At 69.7% G+C, this 18,918-nt stretch carries 16 protein-coding genes; 11 read left to right on the forward strand and 5 right to left on the reverse strand.

Annotation, left to right across the window (positions count from 1 at the left end):
- Positions 1-352: 352 nt before the first annotated feature.
- On the reverse strand, positions 353-2,092 hold the full coding sequence (locus tag ASG63_RS03195; protein ID WP_082559159.1) for a L,D-transpeptidase family protein: 1,740 nt from the start codon (positions 2,090-2,092) through the stop codon (positions 353-355).
- 127 nt (positions 2,093-2,219) lie between these two features.
- On the opposite strand from ASG63_RS03195, the gene ASG63_RS03200 reads away from it, so the two are divergent.
- From ASG63_RS03200 to ASG63_RS03210, 3 genes are all read left to right on the forward strand, one after another.
- Positions 2,220-3,065 carry an SDR family NAD(P)-dependent oxidoreductase gene (locus tag ASG63_RS03200; protein WP_056212016.1) on the forward strand — a complete coding sequence of 282 codons (846 nt, stop codon included), beginning with the start codon at positions 2,220-2,222 and terminating at the stop codon, positions 3,063-3,065.
- A 185-nt stretch (positions 3,066-3,250) separates the two neighbouring features.
- Positions 3,251-4,729, forward strand: coding sequence for a glucose-6-phosphate dehydrogenase (gene zwf, locus ASG63_RS03205; protein ID WP_056212018.1), 1,479 nt, complete (start codon positions 3,251-3,253; stop codon positions 4,727-4,729).
- 212 nt (positions 4,730-4,941) lie between these two features.
- Positions 4,942-5,640 carry a GntR family transcriptional regulator gene (locus ASG63_RS03210; RefSeq protein WP_056212020.1) on the forward strand — a complete coding sequence of 233 codons (699 nt, stop codon included), beginning with the start codon at positions 4,942-4,944 and terminating at the stop codon, positions 5,638-5,640.
- A 77-nt stretch (positions 5,641-5,717) separates the two neighbouring features.
- Here ASG63_RS03210 and ASG63_RS03215 read toward each other — a convergent pair whose 3' ends face one another.
- The 3 genes from ASG63_RS03215 to ASG63_RS03225 all read right to left on the reverse strand — a co-directional run bounded on the left by ASG63_RS03215 (position 5,718) and on the right by ASG63_RS03225 (position 8,755).
- A complete protein-coding gene (locus ASG63_RS03215; RefSeq protein WP_056212023.1) occupies positions 5,718-6,152 on the reverse strand; it encodes a YybH family protein in 435 nt (144 codons plus the stop codon).
- A gap of 124 nt (positions 6,153-6,276) precedes the next feature.
- Positions 6,277-7,953 (reverse strand): methyl-accepting chemotaxis protein, encoded by a 1,677-nt coding sequence (locus tag ASG63_RS03220; RefSeq protein ID WP_056212025.1) that lies wholly within the window; start codon positions 7,951-7,953, stop codon positions 6,277-6,279.
- Between the two features lie 145 nt (positions 7,954-8,098).
- Positions 8,099-8,755, reverse strand: coding sequence for a GntR family transcriptional regulator (locus ASG63_RS03225; RefSeq protein ID WP_056212028.1), 657 nt, complete (start codon positions 8,753-8,755; stop codon positions 8,099-8,101).
- A gap of 180 nt (positions 8,756-8,935) precedes the next feature.
- On the opposite strand from ASG63_RS03225, the gene dctP reads away from it, so the two are divergent.
- From dctP to minE, 6 genes are all read left to right on the forward strand, one after another.
- Positions 8,936-9,955 (forward strand): TRAP transporter substrate-binding protein DctP, encoded by a 1,020-nt coding sequence (dctP, locus tag ASG63_RS03230; protein WP_056212030.1) that lies wholly within the window; start codon positions 8,936-8,938, stop codon positions 9,953-9,955.
- On the forward strand, positions 9,952-10,668 hold the full coding sequence (locus ASG63_RS03235; protein WP_056212032.1) for a TRAP transporter small permease: 717 nt from the start codon (positions 9,952-9,954) through the stop codon (positions 10,666-10,668). Before dctP ends, ASG63_RS03235 begins: the two co-directional genes overlap by 4 nt.
- Positions 10,665-12,017 (forward strand): TRAP transporter large permease, encoded by a 1,353-nt coding sequence (locus ASG63_RS03240; protein WP_056212034.1) that lies wholly within the window; start codon positions 10,665-10,667, stop codon positions 12,015-12,017. The genes ASG63_RS03235 and ASG63_RS03240 overlap by 4 nt, the downstream gene beginning before the upstream one ends.
- 234 nt (positions 12,018-12,251) lie before the next feature.
- Positions 12,252-12,965 carry a septum site-determining protein MinC gene (gene minC, locus ASG63_RS03245; protein WP_056212036.1) on the forward strand — a complete coding sequence of 238 codons (714 nt, stop codon included), beginning with the start codon at positions 12,252-12,254 and terminating at the stop codon, positions 12,963-12,965.
- Between the two features lie 13 nt (positions 12,966-12,978).
- Positions 12,979-13,794, forward strand: coding sequence for a septum site-determining protein MinD (gene minD / locus ASG63_RS03250; protein WP_056212038.1), 816 nt, complete (start codon positions 12,979-12,981; stop codon positions 13,792-13,794).
- Positions 13,791-14,090 (forward strand): cell division topological specificity factor MinE, encoded by a 300-nt coding sequence (gene minE, locus ASG63_RS03255; RefSeq protein WP_056212040.1) that lies wholly within the window; start codon positions 13,791-13,793, stop codon positions 14,088-14,090. The genes minD and minE overlap by 4 nt, the downstream gene beginning before the upstream one ends.
- A 33-nt stretch (positions 14,091-14,123) precedes the next feature.
- Here minE and ASG63_RS03260 read toward each other — a convergent pair whose 3' ends face one another.
- On the reverse strand, positions 14,124-15,374 hold the full coding sequence (locus tag ASG63_RS03260; protein WP_056212041.1) for a NupC/NupG family nucleoside CNT transporter: 1,251 nt from the start codon (positions 15,372-15,374) through the stop codon (positions 14,124-14,126).
- A gap of 553 nt (positions 15,375-15,927) precedes the next feature.
- Between ASG63_RS03260 and ASG63_RS03265 the strand changes: the two genes are divergently transcribed.
- Positions 15,928-18,288, forward strand: coding sequence for an Orn/Lys/Arg decarboxylase N-terminal domain-containing protein (locus tag ASG63_RS03265; RefSeq protein ID WP_056212043.1), 2,361 nt, complete (start codon positions 15,928-15,930; stop codon positions 18,286-18,288).
- Complete coding sequence (locus ASG63_RS03270; RefSeq protein ID WP_056212046.1) at positions 18,288-18,896, forward strand: GNAT family N-acetyltransferase; 609 nt, start codon at positions 18,288-18,290, stop codon at positions 18,894-18,896. Before ASG63_RS03265 ends, ASG63_RS03270 begins: the two co-directional genes overlap by 1 nt.
- The last annotated feature ends 22 nt before the right edge of the window (positions 18,897-18,918 follow it).

Genomic DNA, 18,918 nt, shown 5'->3' on the forward strand with positions numbered 1-18,918 from the left:
ACCTTGCCACGCGCGGTACGCCCTCGATCAAGGCCGCTGGCACGTCGAGACAGAACCCACGAGACCGCCATGGCCAGGTGCCAGGCATTAGGCTCACCACCTCGCTCTGCGACGCTGCTCCGCGCGTTCCGCCGGACCCTGGGTGATCCGTCTCCTCGCACGGCCCCCGTCGGAACGCGCTCGCAAGATGATACCATTCAATTGATGGCGATCCCGGGTCTTGTCAGCCGCGCGTCGACTCCCGAGAGCGTCCGAGCGGACGGGCCACGACAGGTGGCCGGGGCGGACCGGAGGAAGGCGCCCCCCATCGCGCCGGGCGAGCCCTTGCGATAGGGGAACGGCCGGCTTGGGCTCAATCCGTGGGGGGAAGCGCCGCGCGGCTGGGGATCGATCCCGGGGGGACTAAATCGCCTGCCGTCTTCTCGGCGCCGGTACTGGTCGGCCTGGGCGCAGCTGCCTTGCCGGGGCTCTGAGCCGGGGCCGCGCCGGGCACGGCTCCCTTATCCGCGATCACCTTCGGCACGGGCCTGGGTGGGACCGGCGCAGCCTGAACCGGCTTGGCAAGGGACGGGCTGGCGAGGGACGGCTTGTCGCCGGGAGTCCGGGCGGATGCGGACCCGGTGCTGGACGCCTTCGGCGTCGCGGGCACGGCCGCCGACTTGGGAGCGGTCGGCGGCGCGATCGTCCCCGTCGCCGCCACGTCCGGCATCGGCACCGCCGGGCTGTCGATCCCGTAGATGTCGTCCCGGAAATGGGCGCGGCCGTCCGGGGTGGCGTAACCGGTGAGATACACGAAGGTCACGGGGATCTGCTTCGGCAGCTTGATGTCGAGGCGCTCGTTGGTGGCGATGCTGGTCTCGATCTCGATCGGGCCCCAGGTCGAGCCGGGACCGTTGGGGCCGGGCGTGCCCTCGAGCAGCCAGCCGGCGAGCTCCTTCACCTGCGCGACGCGCACGCAGCCATGGGAATGGAACCGCACCTCGCGGGCGAACAACGATTTCGACGGCGTGTCGTGCATGTAGACCGCCTGCTTGTTCGGCATGTCGATGCGCACCTGACCCAGGGAATTGTCCAGGCCGGAATCCTGCCGCAGGGTGTAGTTGGCCGCCTTCTCGCTCGACCAGTCGATCGCGGTGGGGTCGACCTCGACGCCACCGGGACCGAGGATGCGGATGCGCTCCCGGGCGAGGTAGCCGGGATCCTTGCGCATCTTCGGAATGATCTCCTTCTTGATGATGGAGACCGGCAGGGTCCAGGTCGGATTGAGGTTCACGTCGGTGATGCGGGCCTCGATCCGCGGCGTCGCCTTGTCGGGCTTGCCGACCACCGCCACGTAGCGGCGCACCACGACCCCGTGGTCCACGGCCTCCACCGTGGCGGAGGGGATGTTCACGACCACGTAGCGGTCGCCATAGGCGAAGTTCGAGCCGATCTGGCGCGCGGCGGAGGCGGCGAGCTGGCGCTGGCGGGTGGCCGCCGGCACGTTGAGCGCCGCCACCGTCTGGCGGCCGATCAGCCCGGTCTCGGGCAGGCCGTGGCGGGCCTGGAACGCCTTCACGGCCGCCACCAGGGTGGCGTCGAGCTGGTCGTTCATCGGGGCATCGGCGGCTAGGTCGCCCACGAGCGCGAGATGCTTGCGCAGGGCCGGGATGGCCGGATGGCCGGCGCCGGGCTTGACCACGAGGTCGGCGGGCAGCGCGGTCCAGCCGCCGGCATCCACCATGGCCTGATAGCGGTCGGCCATCCGCAGGGTGTCGAGGAACGTCGCGGGACTGAGGGTCGGCACCGGGTCGGCGGAGACCCGGGCCACCACCAGCGGCGGCAGCTCGCGCGACTTCCGGGCCTGGGCGGCAGCCGGGGCGGCGGTGGCCTCGGCTGCGCCCGGTGCGATCGCCTGGACGGCGGGCGTCGCCGGAGCGGTGGTGGTGGTGAGGCTCTCGATCTTCGGAGCCTTCGCGGGCGCGGGGGCTTCCGGCGCGCCGGAGACTTGAGCCGTGGCGGCGCCGCCCAGCACCCAGAGGAGGGCCAGGGGCGACAGGCCCGCGCGGAGGCGGTGCGGGCGGAGAGCGACGGTCCTGTGGCGCGAAAGCATCGCGAACCTTTCGAGTGGCAAGTCTCCCCGACCATGCGCACAGACGGTTACCAATCTCCTGCCGTGCCGTGACGGGGGCCGGCGCGCGCCCTAACTCCCGCCCCGGAACGGCAGAGGAGCAGCGGCCATGACCAACCATCCGGCAATTCAGGCGGGGCGGACCGCCGTCGTCACCGGGGCGGCGAGCGGCATCGGGCTGGCGGCCGCCCGGCGCTTCGCCGCGGCGGGCATGCGGGTCTGGCTCGCCGACCTGCCGGGCGCGGCGCTGGACTCGGCCCGCGCCGAGGTCGCGCGCGGGGGGACGGCGGCGTCCGTCCACGCGATGGCCACGGACGTGGCCCGGCCCGAGGCCGTCGCGGCCCTGGGCGCGGCGGCCTGTGCGGAGGGGCCGCCGGCCGTGGTCATGCTGAATGCCGGGATCGAGGCCGGGGGACGGCTGTTCTCGGACCCCGAGACGTGGGCGCGCATCCTCGACACCAATCTGTGGGGCGTCATCAACGGCATCCAGGCCTTCGCACCGGCGATGATCGCCGGGACCGAGCCTGGTGCCATCGTGGTCACGGGCTCGAAGCAGGGCATCACCACGCCGCCCGGCAACACGCCCTACAATGTCTCGAAGGCGGGGGTGAAGGTCGTCACCGAGGCCCTGGCCCACGACCTGCGCGAACGCGAGGGCGTCCGCGTCAGCGCGCACCTGCTCATCCCGGGATTCGTCTATACCGGGCTGACGCGGGCCCGCGGGGTCAGCGAGAAGCCCGCCGGCGCCTGGACGCCGGACGAGACCGTGGATGCCCTGATGGCCGGACTGGCCCGGGGCGACTTCTACATCCTGTGTCCGGACAACGAGACCACCCGGGCACAGGACGAGAAGCGGATCGCCTGGGCGGCCGGGGACATCATCGAGAACCGGCCGGCGCTGTCCCGCTGGCATCCGAACCATGGAGCGGCGTTCACGCGTTTCGCCGGATCGTGACCGGGCGCGGGGAGGGGTGCCCTCCCGCACGCCCCTCGGGTGGCGGATGCCTTGCATAGCGTCGCGGGGAAGCCGACACACCGGGGGCGATTCGTCGCGACCCGCAAACCGACCCGCAAATCGACTCGCCAGCCGACTTGCCGACCCGCGAACCGCCTGACTTGCAAACCGAACGGGAGCCGCACTTGGCCACCATTATCCCCGTCGCCTCCTTCGATTGTGTCGTCTTTGGCGCCACCGGCGACCTGACCACGCGCAAGCTGCTGCCGGCCCTGTTCTACCGCTTCATGGACGGACAGATTCCGGAGACGAGCCGGATCATCGGCGCCTCGCGTTCGGAGATGACCACCGAGGCCTTCCGCGAGCGCGCCCGCGACGCCATCAAGCGCTTCGTTCCGGCCGGCGACATCGGCGAGGACAAGCTCGCCGCCTTCCTGGACCACCTCGATTACGTCGCGGTCGACGGAGCCGGCGACGAGGGCTGGGAGGATCTGGCCGCCAAGCTCGCCGAGCGCCCGGACCAGGTGCGGCCCTACTACCTCGCCACCTCACCCGACCTCTACGGCTCGATCTGCCAGAATCTCGCCAAGCACGGCCTGATCGGCGAGAAGTCCCGCGTCGTGCTGGAGAAGCCCATCGGCAAGGACCTGAAGTCGGCCCGCGCCATCAACGATGCGGTCGGCACGGTGTTTCCCGAGGAGCAGATCTTCCGCATCGACCACTATCTCGGCAAGGAGACGGTGCAGAACCTGCTGGCCCTGCGCTTTGCCAACACCATCTTCGAGCGGCTCTGGACGGCCGACGTCATCGACCACGTCCAGATCACGGTGGGCGAGACCGTTGGAGTCGAGGGCCGCGCGGGGTACTACGACACCTCGGGCGCGCTGCGCGACATGGTCCAGAACCATATGCTGCAGCTCCTCTGCCTGATGGCGATGGAGAGTCCGCTCTCCCTCGACGCCAATTCGGTGCGCGACGAGAAGCTGAAGGTCCTGCGGGCCCTGAAGCCCATCACGCCGCACGACGTGCAGAGCGTGACGGTGCGCGGCCAGTACTCGGCCGGCGCCGTCGGCAGCCAGCCGGTGGACGGCTACCGCAACGATCTCGGCGGAGACGTCGACAGCCGGACCGAGACCTTCGTCGCCCTGAAACTCGAGGTTCAGTCCTGGCGCTGGGCCGGCGTGCCGTTCTACCTGCGCACCGGCAAGCGCCTGCCCCGGAAGCTGTCCGAGATCGTGGTGCAGTTCCGCGCCTCGCCGTTCTCGATCTTCCCGGCGGAGTCCTTCGGGCGCGAGCCCAACCGCCTCGTCATCCGGCTCCAGCCGGAAGAAGGGATCAAGCTCGAAGTCATGACCAAGGATCCGGGTCCGGGCGGGATGCGGCTGCGGCCGACCAACCTCGACATCTCCTTCGAGGAGACCTTCAAGCAGCGCTACCCCGATGCCTACGAGCGCCTGCTCATGGACGTGGTGCGCGGCAACGCCACGCTGTTCATGCGCCGCGACGAGGTCGAGGTCGCCTGGGCCTGGGCCGATTCCCTCCTGAAGGCCTGGGCCGACCGGCCCGAGCCGCCGCGCCCCTATCCCGCCGGAAGCTGGGGTCCCACCGCCGCCATCGCGTTGATCGAGCGCGACGGCCGGACCTGGCACGAGGAGCTTCGCTGAGAGACCCCCCGCCGGATCAGGGCGGGGTGGGGTCGGGTGAGGCCGCAGGCGGCTCGAAGACTCGCGAATCCGTCATCCCGGTGGGGTCGCCCGGCTTTCGCCGGAGGCCTGTGCGCGGAACCGGGCTATAGTTCCGCACTCCCTCGACAGGTCTCAGTCGACGCATTACCAGAGGGAGTATTTTTCATTCCTCTTCCAGACGTCGTGGACCCATGAACAAGATCGAACCGGGCCTCGGCATCAACCGGCGCTATCTGCACGATGAGGTCGTCGACCGAATGCGCGACCTCATCCGCTCGGGTGAGCTGGAGCCGCGGGCGCGGATCAACGAAAGCGAACTGACCGAACGCTTCGGCATCTCCCGCACGCCCCTGCGCGAGGCGATCAAGATCCTCGCCACCGAGGGGCTTCTCGAGTTGCTGCCCAATCGCGGCGCCCGCGTCGCCAGCCTGTCGCAGTCCGAGATCGAGGAGATGATCGAGGTCATTGCCGGCCTGGAGGCCACCGCCGCCGATCTCGCCTGCCGCATCATCACCGACGCGGAGATCGACGGCATCTCCCGCGACCACGAGGCCATGGTGGCGGCCTGGCGCGCCGGCGAGGAGGGGGTCTACTTCGCCCTCAACCGGGAGATCCACGAGGCCATCATGCGGGCCAGCCGCAACGCCACCCTCGGGGGCATCTACGACAGCCTCTCGGGCCGCATCCAGCGCTCGCGCTACGCCGTCCATCAGACGCCGGAGCAGTGGGCGCAGTCGGTGGCCGAGCACGAGCGGATGATCACGCTGCTGCGCGCCCGCGACGGCGAAGCGCTCGCCCTGCTCATGCGCGCCCACATCCGGGCCCGGACCCCGGTGATCGCCGAGAATTTCGGCGCCGCCAGCCGCGAGGCGGCCGGGTCGGCGGCCTGAGCCGCCATCCCTCCTCGCGCCGGCCCGACCCGGCCGGCCATCCGCCGGGGGGGGCGCGGGCGGCGCCGCTCCGAGCGCTAGTTCCAGGTGTGCAGCACGGTGCGCCAGCCGTCGGGGCGGCGCTCCATCACGTTGATCCAGTTGCCCTCGAACTTCTTTCGGGCTCCGCCCTCGCCGGGGCCGTTCATCTCCCAGCGCCCGGACAGCACCAGGACGTCGCCTGTCTCCCGCGCGGACTGGACGGTGATCCGGTGATCGTCGAAGCCCTTTGCCTTCAGCCCCGAGAAGAACGTCTTGATCTCGCCCGGTCCCGAGATCGCCGCGCCCTTCGGGATCACCAGCGCGTCCGGGGCGTAGAGCGTGCCCAGGGCGTCCATGTCGCCGCTGTTGTAGGTCTTGTCCCAGGTTTCGGCGGCGCTGCGCCCGGCCGTGGCGGCGGTGTCGGCGCGGGCCGCCACCGGCAGGACGAGGCACGCGGCCAGAGCCGCACCGAGAAGATGTCGGGTCATCATCGTTCCCTCCCTCGCAAGACCGTTTCCGTACGCCCCGCAAGGGTTATTGGACGATCGAAACCGAGGAAAGTAAAGAGTCCGCGCTAGGATCTGGCGTGATTGCCCGCGGGGACATTCTATTTGATTAAGCCGCGCGAACCGTGCCGAGGAAGCGTGCCAGTTCCTGGGCGAGGTGCTCCGCTTCGTGCGAGAGCTCGGAGGCCGAGGCCAGGACCTGGGACGCGGCGGCGCCGGTCGCCTCGGCCGCTCCGGCGACCCCGGCGATGTTGGTCGTGACCTCGCCGGTGCCGGTGGCGGCCTCGCCGACGTTGCGCACGATCTCCTGGGTGGCCGCGCCCTGCTCCTCCACCGCCGCCGCGATCGAGGTCGCCACGTGGCTGATCTCGCGGATCCGCCCGCTGATGCCCTCGATCGCGGTCACGGCCTGGCCGGTGGACCCCTGGATGCGGCCGATCTGGCCGCTGATCTCCTCGGTGGCCCGCGCCGTCTGGTTGGCGAGTTCCTTCACCTCGGCCGCCACCACGGCGAAGCCGCGACCGGCCTCGCCGGCCCGCGCCGCCTCGATGGTGGCGTTGAGGGCCAGCAGGTTGGTCTGGCCCGCGATGGTCGAGATCATGGCGACGACGTCGCCGATCCGCGCGGCGGCGGCGCTGAGTTCCTGGACCTGCGACGCGGTCCGGGCGGCCTCGTCCACCGCCCGCTGGGCGAGTTCCGTGGAGCCGTCGACCTGGCGCCCGATTTCCTGGACCGAGGCCCCGAGTTCCTCGGCGGCGGCCGCCACCATGCCGACATTGGAGGCCGCCTGATCCGCCGCCGCCGCGACCGTGCCGGATTGCTGGGCGGTCTCGGAGGCGGTGGTCGCCATGCTCTGGGCCGTGCCGCGCAACTGGCCCGCCGCCGCGGTCACCCGGTCGAGGATCCCGCCGACGGCGCCCTCGAACCCGTCGGCCATCTCGCGCATCGCGGCCTTGCGCTGCGCCTCGGCGCCGGCGCGGGCGAGGCGGGTCTCCTCCTCGAGGACGCGGCTGCGCAGGAGGTTGGCCCGGAAGGTCTCGAGGGTGTCGGCCATGGCGCCGATCTCGTCCTGGCGGCCGACGCTCGGGATCTCGGTCTCGGCCTCGCCGTCCGCCACGCGCCGCATGGCCGCCGTCATCGCGCCCAGCGGCCGTGTGATACCGCGGATCGTGTGGGCCATGGCGGCCAGTGCCATGAGGACGGAGAGCCCGAGCGTGACCTGGGTGGTTCGCACGGCGCTCGCCTGTTCCGCCCGCGCCGCCGCCTTGGCGGCCTCGCCGGCCTCGCCGTTGAGCGTCACGAGCTTGCGCATGCTGGCGCTGGTGGCGAGGTAGTTGGCGTTCATCGGCCCCCGGAACAGGGTCAGGACCTCGTCGCGCCGGGCGGGGTCGATGGCCCGGAGCTGGGTCCAGTCCTGGCCCATCTGGGCGAGCTTGGCGCTGACCTCGTCGTAGAGGGCGCCCTCGGCGCGGGAACTCACCAGGGTCCCGTAGGCCGCGCGCCGGGTCTCCAGGTCCGTGGCCAGGGTCGCGGCCTGCGCGACGCTGTTGGTGCGCTCCTCGGCGGTGTCGGCGATAACGTAGCGGAACTGCCAGAGCCGGATCCGCATCACCAGGGCGTTCATGGCATGGGCGGCATCGACGGAGGGGAGGGCGTTGTCGGACAGGACCGTGATGCGGTCGCCGATGGCATCCATCTTCGCCAACGAGACGAGGCCCTGCCCGGTGGTGATGAGCGCCAGTAGACCGAAAAGGCCGATCAGCGTCGACTTGAGAGAGAGGCGCATGGGGAAAGCCGGTGACCGCTTGGCGAGAAAGAGCGTTCCTCGATTAGCGGGCCTCCCTTAAGATTGACTTGCCCTTCGCCCGACGACATCCATCGGTTGTGTCGTCGCCCCGGGCGGCGATCCGCGCGAGGCCCTCCGCGAAGGGTCAGGCCGCGGCGTTGATCGAGCGCAGACCCGCCACGAGATCCGAGAAGCGGTCGCCCTGGACGATGACGTGCGCCCGCAGCCGGTCGGAAGCCGCGGTCTCGTCGCCCGACACGATGGCGGCCACGATGGCGTCGTGCTCGGCCAGGGACTGGCCGAGGCGGTTGCGGGCGCGAAGCTGGAGTCGTCGGAACGGTGCCAGACGCCGGTGCAACTGGCGCGCCTGCTCCTCCAGGAACCCGTTCCGGCAGGCCCGGTACACCACCGTGTGGAAGATGTAGTTCTCCGCGTAATAGGTCTCGGGGTCGCCGGCCGCGGCCGAGGCGGCGCAGGCCGCTAGGGCCGCCTTGAGGGCGGCCTCGTCGTCGGGGATGAGCCGGCGCGCCGCCAGCCGCCCGCAGGAGGCCTCGATCTCCGCCATGGTCTCGAACATCGCGATCAGGAGCTGCGGGTCGGGGGCGCTGACGATGGCCCCGCGCCGGGGCTTGATCTCCACGAGGCCCGTCATCGCCAGTTGCAGCAGCGCCTCGCGGATCGGCGTGCGCGAGACCCCGAAGCGCTCCGCGAGTTCCGTCTCGTCCAGGCGCGCGCCGATGGCGAGGCGACCGTCCACGATCTCGGTCTCGATGGTCTGCCTGAGGCGGCGCGATTGGTTCATGCGCTGAGATCCCGGCCCGTCCTAATCCCGCCGACTCGCAAAAATCAGGCGTCCACCATTATTCAATCGCGTTGACAAAATATACAAGGCGTCGTTTCATGTATAACGAAGACGCGGTGCAGTATAAATGCTGCGCTGCAAAAACGAGCGGCCGGGGTCCGGCCTAGGGAGAGACACGCCATGATGCTGACACGCCGTGCCCTCGTTGCCGGCGGCCTCGCCGCCCCAGCCATCCTGTCCCTGGGCTCGCGGGCCCAGGCTGCCACCACCCTGAAGCTCTCCCACCAGTTCCCCGGCGGCACCATCGACGAGGGCGACTTCCGCGACCGCATGTGCCGCAAGTTCGCGATGGCCCTGGCCGAGCGCTCGAAGGGCGCCCTTGAGGTGCAGGTCTATCCGGGTTCGTCGCTGATGAAGACGAACGCCCAGTTCGCGGCCATGCGGAAGGGCGCCCTCGACCTCTCGCTCTACCCCTCGCCCTACGCGGGCGGCGAGGTGCCGGAGCTGAACATCGGGCTGATGCCGGCGCTGGTGAGCTCCTACGAGCAGGCCATCGCCTGGAAGAAGGCGCCGGTGGGCCGCAAGCTCACCGAGATCCTCGACGCGAAGGGCATTATCCTCGTTTCCTGGGTCTGGCAGGCGGGCGGCGTCGCCAGCCGGGAGCGTCCCCTCTACGCGCCGGCCGACGCCAAGGGCCTCAAGGTCCGGGGCGGGTCGCGCGAGATGGACCTGATGATGAAGCAGGCCGGCGCCGCCACGCTCTCCATTCCTTCGAGCGAGTCCTACGCCGCCATGCAGACGGGCGCCTGCGACGCGGTCATCACCTCGTCCACCAGCCTGATCTCGTTCCGCCTGGAAGAGTTGGGCAAGGCCCTGACCTCGGGCCGCGAGCGCTCCTACTGGTTCATGCTGGAGCCGCTGATGATGTCGAAGCTCGCCTTCGAGCGCCTGCCCAAGGACCAGCAGGACCTGATCATGACCATCGGCGCCGAACTCGAGCCGTTCGGGCAGGCCGGGGCCAAGGCGGACGACACCAAGGTCGAGGAGATCTTCGCCAAGGCCGGCGCGAAGGTCCAGAACCTCGACGAGAAGACCCTGGGCCAGTGGCGTGACATCGCCCGGGATACCGCCTGGAAGGACTTCGCCGGCAAGTCGGCCGGCTGCGCCGAGCTCCTCAAGCTGGCGGAGCAGGTGTCGTGAGCCACGCCTTCGACGCGGCCTCGGCCGCCGCCGCGACGCACACGACGGCAGAGCCCCGGGTTCCGGGGCTCCTCGGCACCATCGACCGGGCCCTGAAGGGCGTCAATCACGTCATCATGCTGCTGGGCGGCATCGCGCTCGTCTGCGCCTGCTTGGTCCTCAGCTACAGCGTCGTCATCCGCTACGTCCTGCATGAGCCCACCGACTGGCAGGACGAGATGGCGGTGTTCCTCATCGTTGGCGCCACCTTCTTCTCGGCCGCCGCCGTGCAGGCCAAGCGCGGCCACGTGGCCATCGAGGCGCTGACCGGCCTGCTCTCGCCGCGGGTCAACCGCGCCCGCCTCCTGGTGGCGGACGTGATCAGCTTCGTCTTCGTGACGTTCTTCGCCTGGAAAAGCTGGACTCTGCTTCATGAGGCCTGGGTCGACGGGCAGGTGTCGCAGTCGAGCTGGGGGCCGCCGCTCTGGATCCCCTACATCCTGATGGCGATCGGCATGACCCTGCTAGGCCTCCAGTTCGCCCTGCAGATCGCCGAGGAGATCCTCTACGGCGCCGAGAAGGCGGGCTGGGCGAACCCCAAGATCGGCCTTGGGGCCGATCTCAACCGCGACGCAGCGGGGCAGTCCGGGGCCACACCGACGGGCACGCGGCCCCTCGGCGATCCCCTCGCCAACACCGTGCCGGACACGAAGGTCACCGGGAGGCATCCATGAGCGTCGCGGCCATCGGCTTCCTCTATGCGGGGGCCACCCTGAGCGCGATGCTCGCCGGCATCCCCATCGCCTTCGCCCTGGGCTTCGTCGCCCTGGCCTTCATGTATGTCTTCATGCCGGGCGCCTCCCTCGATACGGTGGCGCAGAACGTCTACGAGGAGATGGCCTCGATCACCCTGCTGTCGATCCCGCTCTTCATTCTGAAGGGCGCGGCGATCGGGCGGTCCAAGGCCGGCCAGGACCTCTATTCGGCCATGCACGCCTGGATGCACCGCATCCCCGGCGGCCTCGGCATCGCCAATGTGTTCGCCTGTGCGCTCTTCGCCGCCATGGCGGGGTCGAGCCCGGCCACCTGCTCGGCCATCGGCTCGGCCGGCATCCCGGAGATGCGCAAGCGCGGCTACTCGCCGGGCTTCGCCGCCGGCATCATCGCGGCGGGCGGTACCCTCGGCATCCTGCTGCCGCCCTCGATCACCATGATCCTCTACGCGGTGGCGGCCGAGCAGTCGCTGGGACGCCTGTTCCTCGCCGGCATCGGACCGGGCCTGCTCCTGGTCGGCCTGTTCGCAGCCTGGTCGGTCTACCGGTTCCGCGCGGAATACGCCGCCGCGAAGGTCGCCTACGAACGGAACGGCACCGCTTCGGCGATCCTCGCGGAGGACACCTACAGCATGCGTCAGCGCTTCTCGACGCTGCCGCGGGTGCTGCCCTTCGTGATCCTGCTCACGGGCGTGATGGTGGCGCTTTACGGCGGCTACGCCACCCCGTCCGAGACGGCGGGCCTCGGCGGCCTCCTGGCGCTGGGCCTGATCGCCGTCATCTACGGCGTCTGGCGCCCGCGCGACGTCAGCCCGATCCTCACCGCGACCCTGCGGGAATCGACCATGCTGATGCTGATCATCGGCATGTCGCTCCTCTACGCCTACGTGATGAGCTACCTGCACATCTCGCAGTCGGCTGCGGCCGCGATCGTGGCGATGCAGCTCTCCCCCTGGGTGCTGCTGGTGACGATCCTCGGCCTCGTGATCCTGCTCGGCTTCTTCCTGCCCCCGGTCTCGATCATCCTGATGACGGCGCCGATCATCCTGCCGCCCCTGAAGGCGGCCGGGTTCGACCTCGTCTGGTTCGGCGTCGTGATGACCATCACCATGGAGATGGGCCTGATCCACCCGCCCGTGGGCCTGAACATCTTCGTCATCAAGAACATCGCCCCCGACATCCCGCTGAAGGACATCATCTGGGGCACGCTGCCTTTCGTCATCCTGATGGCGGTGGCGATCCTGATCCTCTGCCTCGTCCCCGGCATCGCCATGTGGCTGCCGAACTGGCTGCTGCCCACCACGCGGTGACGGCGGGCGTCGCTCGGGCGACGACCCTTACACACGGACCCGGCCTCGGAGGGGGCGTGCGACAGGCCCCAGGCCGTCGCGCGCGCCGTCCGGGGCCGATGCTTGTTCGCGTGCCCCATCCCTGGATCATCGGATCAGAGGAAAATGCGCGCCTTTAATCCTTTGAACACGGGTTGTTAACGAAGCGGTAACCATACCGGGCATCAATGGTCTGGTAAGGAATCGCGAGAGCCCGTGACTGACACAAGCCCTCCCCGCAGACCCGTTCAGCTTCGTGGCCGCGCCTTCAAGTCCTTGGTGCTGGCCCCGGAGACACCGCTTCCCGATTGGTTCGCCGATCTGGACGAGGCGCTCCAGCGCTCGCCGACCCTGTTCGACGGGCGCGCCCTGATCCTCGACGTGGCGGCGCTGGCGCCCGCCGCGCCGGACCTCGACAGCCTGCTCGCCGAACTCGGCAGCCGGCAGATCCGCATCCTCGGCATCGAGGGTACGGACGTGTCTCTCCTCGGACCGGGGCGCCCGCCGCTCCTCGTCCAGGGACGGCCCTCGAACACGATCGAGATTCCGGCCCAGCCGGAGCCGGAGCCCGAGGTGCCGCCGGCACCGCCCGAGCCGGCCACGACGTCCCTCACCATCGAGGGCTCGGTCCGGTCCGGGCAATCCATCGTCCACCCCACCGGCGACGTCACCGTCATGGGGTCGGTCTCCTCCGGCGCGGAGATCCTCGCCGGCGGCTCCATCCACGTCTACGGCGCGCTGCGCGGCCGGGCCATCGCCGGCGCCGCCCGCAACCCCCGCGCCCGCATCTGCTGCCGCAAGTTCGAGCCCGAGCTTCTCGGCATCGACCGCCTCGTCCGTACGGCCGAGGAGATGGGCAACCACTTGCGCGGCAAGGCCGTGCAAATCTGGCTCGATGGCGGCGCCATCAAATTCGCATCCTTGGATTGAGGAGACAGCTCATATGGCCAAAATTCTGGTCGTGACATCAGGCAAGGGCGGCGTCGGCAAGACGACGACGACGGCTGCCCTCGGCGCGGCGCTCGCGCAGGCCGGCAAGAGCGTGGCGGTGGTCGACTTCGATGTCGGCCTGCGCAACCTCGACCTCGTGATGGGCGCCGAGCGGCGCGTCGTCTACGACCTCATTAACGTGGTCAACGGCGACGCCAAGCTCAACCAGGCCCTCATCCGCGACAAGCGCCTGGACAAGCTCCACCTGCTGCCCGCCTCGCAGACCCGCGACAAGGATGCGCTCACCGACGAGGGCGTCGCCCGCGTCATGGACGAGCTGCGCGAGAAGTTCGACTGGGTGATCTGCGACTCCCCGGCCGGCATCGAGCGCGGCGCCACGCTGGCCATGCGCCACGCGGATGTGGCGGTGGTGGTCACCAACCCCGAGGTCTCCTCGGTGCGCGACTCCGACCGGATCATCGGCCTGCTCGACTCCAAGACCCTCAAGGCCGAGCGCGGCGAGACCATGGAGAAGCACCTGATCCTCACCCGCTACGACCCTGCCCGGGCCGATCGCGGCGACATGCTCAAGATCGAGGACGTGCTCGAGATCCTCTCGATCCCGCTGCTCGCCATCATTCCGGAGAGCATGGAGGTCCTGCGCGCCTCCAACGTCGGTTGCCCGGTGACCCTGAACAACCCGCTCTGCGCCCCGGCCCGCGCCTACACCGACGCCGTGCGCCGCCTCAACGGCGATGCGGTCCCGATGTCGGTCCCCACCGACAAGAAGTCCTTCCTCGACAAACTCTTCACCCGGAGGGCAGCATGAGCCTCCTCAACATGTTCAACCGGCGCGGTTCGGCGCCGGTCGCCCGCGACCGCCTGCAACTCATCCTCGCCCATGAACGGGCGGGGGTCGGCGGCTCCGATCTCGTGATGGTGCTGCGCGAGGAGATCCTCGCGGTCATCGCCAAGCACGTCGAGGTCAACAGCGACAAGGTCCAGATCCGCCTCGACCGCGGCCAGGACATGTCGACCCTCGACATCGATATCGAGCTGCCGCTCACGGCCGTCGCCAAGGCCGGCCCCGCAAAGGTCAAGGCGGCGAAACTCGCCGCCGCATGACCCTCCGCGCAAGCATCCCGGCCGGCACTGCCGTCAGGCCCCGATGAACAACCCGGCGAGCGTCGCGCTCGTCAGGTTGGACAGGGTGCCGGCCAGGATCGCGCGCAGGCCGAAGCGGGCGATCTCCGCCCTGCGCTCGGGCGCGAGGCTGGCGAGGCTCGCGAGCTGGATCGCCACCGAGGTCAGGTTGGCGAAGCCGCAGAGCGCGAAGCACAGGATCGCGGCCGTGCGCGGATCGAGGCTGCCCGCCTTCAGGACCGGCGAGAGCTGCGCGTAGGCCAGGAACTCGTTGAAGGCGATCTTCTGACCGAGCGCCCCGCCGACGAGGCCGGCCTGGTCCCAGGGCACGCCCATCAGCCAGGCCAGCGGCGCGAACACCGCGCCGAGGAGGCCCTCCAGGCTCAGGGCGGGATAGCCCGCGAGGCCACCGGCCCAGCCCATGAACCCGTTCAGCAGGGCGATCAGCCCCGTGAACGCGATCAGCATCGCCCCCACCGAGACCGCCACGGCGAGCCCCTTCTGGGTGCCGTCGGCCGCCGCCTCGATCACGTTCACCGCCCGCGTCTCCGCGAAGGTGACCCGCGTGGAGGTGACCCGGCTCGGCTCCGTCGTCGGCACCAGGATCTTGGCGTAGAGAAGCCCGCCCGGCACCGCCATGGCGCTGGCCGCCAGGAGGTACTCCATCGGCACGCCCAGGGCCGCGTAGCCGGCCAGAATCGTGCCCGCCGTGGAGGCGGCCCCGCTCGACATCACCGCGAACAGCTCGGCCGAGGTCAGCGCCCCCAGGAACGGGCGCAGCGCGATGGCGATCTCGCTCTGGCCGAGGGCGATGGTGATCACCGCCGAGAAGGTCTCGATCCGCGAGGTGCCGATCACCCGCTGCAGCGCCGCGCCGATGCCGCGCGCGGCCGCCTGCATCACCCCGAAATGGTAGAGCACCGAGATCAGCGCCGAGACGTAGAGGATCTGCGGCAGGATGCGCAGGGCCAGGATGAAGCCGCTGCCGCCGAACAATTCGAACATCCGCGGCTCGACGAGGCCGCCGAACAGGAACGCGGTGCCCCGGTCGCCGTAGTTCAGCACGGTCTGGACGAAGCCCGCCGCCGCCGCGAGGCCCGTCCGGCCCGCCGGGATGAACAGCACCAGGGCCCCCACCGCCACCTGCAGCGCCAGGGCCGAGAGGACCACGCGGGGCGAGATCGCCCGCCGGTTGGTGGAGAACAGCACGGCCACGGCCAGCAGCAGGGCGAGGCTCATCCCTGCGTGAAAAAGCTTCTCGACCATGCCGCCCCGCTGTTCTGCCTTGCGCGGAGCAAGCCCGATGCCGGGGCGTTTGTCGCGGGTGAAATGGCGCTGTCTCCCGGCGCCGGCGGGGAAGGATTGCCGGAGACAGGGCCGCCCGCGTGGTTCCGCGCCTCCACTCCCTCCGCCGCGCCCGGCCGGTCCTCTCCGGGCGCTCGCGCCTGCCGCGGGACGAGATCGCCGGGTGAAACGCCGCCGAGACCAAGCGCCCGCTCGTCACCCTGTCGATCCGCACCGCGCCGGTCTCGCCGCCGACCCGGATCACCGGCGTATTCGGCCCGACCATCGAGGGGCTGTTCATCGGCGAAATCGAGAACGGCTTGCTCCGCGCCCTCGCGATCTGCGGCCTCGCGGCGCCGGCGATCCACGGCGTGATCCGCCGGCTCGGGCTCGTCAAACGGCGCGGCGGATCGTAAGCCGGCTCCCTGTCGCGCCGCGCGGCGCCTGAAAACACCGCGACTGCCGCAAGATCGTCATCGAACCGTCACGTCCCGTCGCGAACGGTGCGCCAAACGCCCCTGGGAGCCTTTTCCGCATGGACTTCTTTCGCCGCTTCACTGTCCTGATGTGTGCGCCGAACTTCGACCCGGACGATCTTGAGGGCGTGCGCGTCCAGCAGATCATCGGCTCCGTGGAGAAGCTCGGCTTCGAGGTGGTGCGGGCCCGCCGCGTCGAGGATGCGGCCATCGCGGTCCAGACCGATTCAGCCATCGGCTGCATGGTGGTGGACTGGGGCAAGCGCGGCCTCGACGGCAAGGCGGCGGCCCTCATCAACCTGATGCGAAAGCGCGGGCTGGAGATGCCCATCGTCATCATGGTCCGCCGCAAGCGCCTGGAGGACATCCCCGTCGAGGTGCTGGACTTCATCGACGGCTACATCTTCCTGGCGGAAGAAACCCCGGACTACATCGCCCGCGGCCTGGTGAGCCGCGTGAAGCAGTATGCCGAGACCCTGAAGACGCCGTTCTTCGGCGCGCTGGTGGATTACGCCGAGCAGGGCAACCAGCTCTGGACCTGCCCGGGCCACAACGGCGGCATCTTCTACAACCGCTCGCCGATCGGGCGGATTTTCGTCGAGCATCTCGGCGAGGCGGTGTTCCGCGACGACCTCGACAACTCGGTGCTCGATCTCGGCGATCTCCTCGTCCACGAGGGCCCGGCCCTGAAGGCGCAGAAGGAGGCGGCCGTCATCTTCGGGGCGGAGAAGACCTACTTCGTCCTCAACGGCACCTCGGCCTCCAACAAGATCGTGCTCTCGGCCCTGGTCGCCGAGGGCGACCTCGTGCTGTTCGACCGCAACAATCACAAGGCCGCGCATCACGGCGCGCTGTTCCTCGGCGGTGCGATCCCGGTCTTCCTGGAGACCGACCGCAACGCCTACGGCCTGATCGGCCCGATGTACCACGAGGCCCTGGACGAGACGCGCATCCGCGAGAAGATCCGCACCAACCCGCTGATCACCGACACGGAGGCCTGGCGGCGCGAGCGGCCGTTCCGCGTCGCGGTGGTCGAGCAGTGCACCTATGACGGCACGATCTACAACGCACAGATGATCCTCGATAAGATCGGGCATCTCTGCGACTACATCCTCTTCGACGAGGCCTGGGCGGGCTTCATGAAGTTCCACCCGCTCTTCGCCGGCCGCTTCGCGATGGGCTTGAAGGGCCTCGACGAGACCTCGCCGGGCATCATCGCCACGCAATCGACCCACAAGCAATTGGCGAGCTTCTCGCAGGCCTCGCAGATCCACACCAAGGACAGCCATATCCGCGGCCAGACCCGGCGCATCGAGCACCGGCGCTTCAACGAGACCTTCCTGGTCCACGCCTCGACCTCGCCGTTCTACCCCCTGTTCGCCTCCCTCGACGTCGGCGCGCAGATGATGAAGGGGCGCTCCGGCGTCGTCCTGTGGGACGACACGATCCGCCTCGGCATCGAGTGGCGCAAGAAGGTCCGCGCCATCCGCCGCGAGTTCGAGGAGAAGGAGGGCGATCCGCTCAAGCGCTGGTTCTTCGATCCCTTCGTGCCGGACACGGTCGAGGGACCGGACGGCAAGGTGCCGTGGGAAAGCCTGTCGACGGACGAACTCGCCGGCAACGTGAAGTACTGGGAACTGGCGCCCGGCGCCGACTGGCACGGCTTCACCCATGTGGCGCCCGACTACGCCATGACCGACCCCAACAAGCTCACCGTGCTGACCCCGGGTTTCAACCGGCACACCGGGGAATATGCCGCGCACGGGGTGCCGGCGCCGATCGTGGCGCAGTACCTGCGGGAAAACCGCATCGTGCCGGAGAAGAACGACCTCAACTCGCTGCTCTTCCTGCTGACGCCGGGCGTCGAATCCTCGAAGGCCGGCACGCTGATCTCGGGGCTGGTCGCCTTCAAGCGCCTGCACGACGACAACGTGCCGTTGGAGGAGGCGATGCCCGAATTCGTCCGGCGCCGGCCCAACCGCTACAAGGGCGTGCGCCTGCGCGACCTGTGCGCCGACTTCCACGCCTTCCATCGCGAGCACGGCACCAGCACGCTCCAGCGCAAGCAGTTCGAGCCGGGGCACCTGCCCGAGATGGTGATGACGCCGAAGGAGGCGGTCCAGCAGCTCACCCGCAACAACGTCGATTACGTGCCGATCGCCGAAGCCGAGGGCCGCGTGGCGACGACCTTGCTTCTGGTCTACCCGCCGGGCATCGGCACGGTGCTGCCGGGCGAGCGATTGGACGAGCGGGCCAAACCCATGCTGGACTATTTCAAGATGTTCGAGCGCTCCGCGAACCTGTTCCCGGGCTTCGAGGCCGAGATCCAGGGCGTGTTCCGCGACGTCGATCCGGACGGCACGATCCGGTTCCACACGTATGTCATGCGAGAGCCCCGCGTCATGCGCGAGGGGCGCTGATGGCGGGCGTGGCCGAGAGCGATCCCGACCTCGTCATCCGGCCCTCGTCGGATGCCGACGTGCCGGACATGGTGGACATCTACGCCCACCACATCCGGCGCGGCGTCGGCGATGTCGGGGATTTCGAGGAGGACCCGCTCCATCCCGACGACCTGAAGAAGCGTCGGAAGGCCATGCGCAAGAAGCGCCTGCCGCACCTCGTGGCCGACCGCGACGGGATCGTGGCGGGCTACGCCTACGCGGTGCCGTTCCGCAAGCGTCCCGCCTATCGCTACACCCTCAAGCACTCGATCTACGTCCACCACGCGCACCTGAACGCGGGGATCGGCCGGCGCCTGCTGCCGGCGCTGATCGAGGCCTGCGCGGCGGGCGGCTACCGGCAGATGATCGGTTACATCGACGCCCAGAACGAGGCGTCCCTGCGCCTCCACGAAGCCTGCGGCTTCGTCCGCGTCGGGCTCTTGCCGGCGGTGGGCTACAAGTACGGGCGTTGGAGCGACAGCGTCATGGTGCAGTGCGCGCTCGGAACCGGGTCCACGGACCAGCCCGGCACCTGGACCCGCACCGTGGAGGCCGTGGTGGCGGGGCACGACTGGATCGGAAAGTAGCGCGCCGGCGCCGGAGGCGCCC

This window comes from Methylobacterium sp. Leaf94 (assembly GCF_001426045.1).
GTDB lineage: Bacteria > Pseudomonadota > Alphaproteobacteria > Rhizobiales > Beijerinckiaceae > Methylobacterium.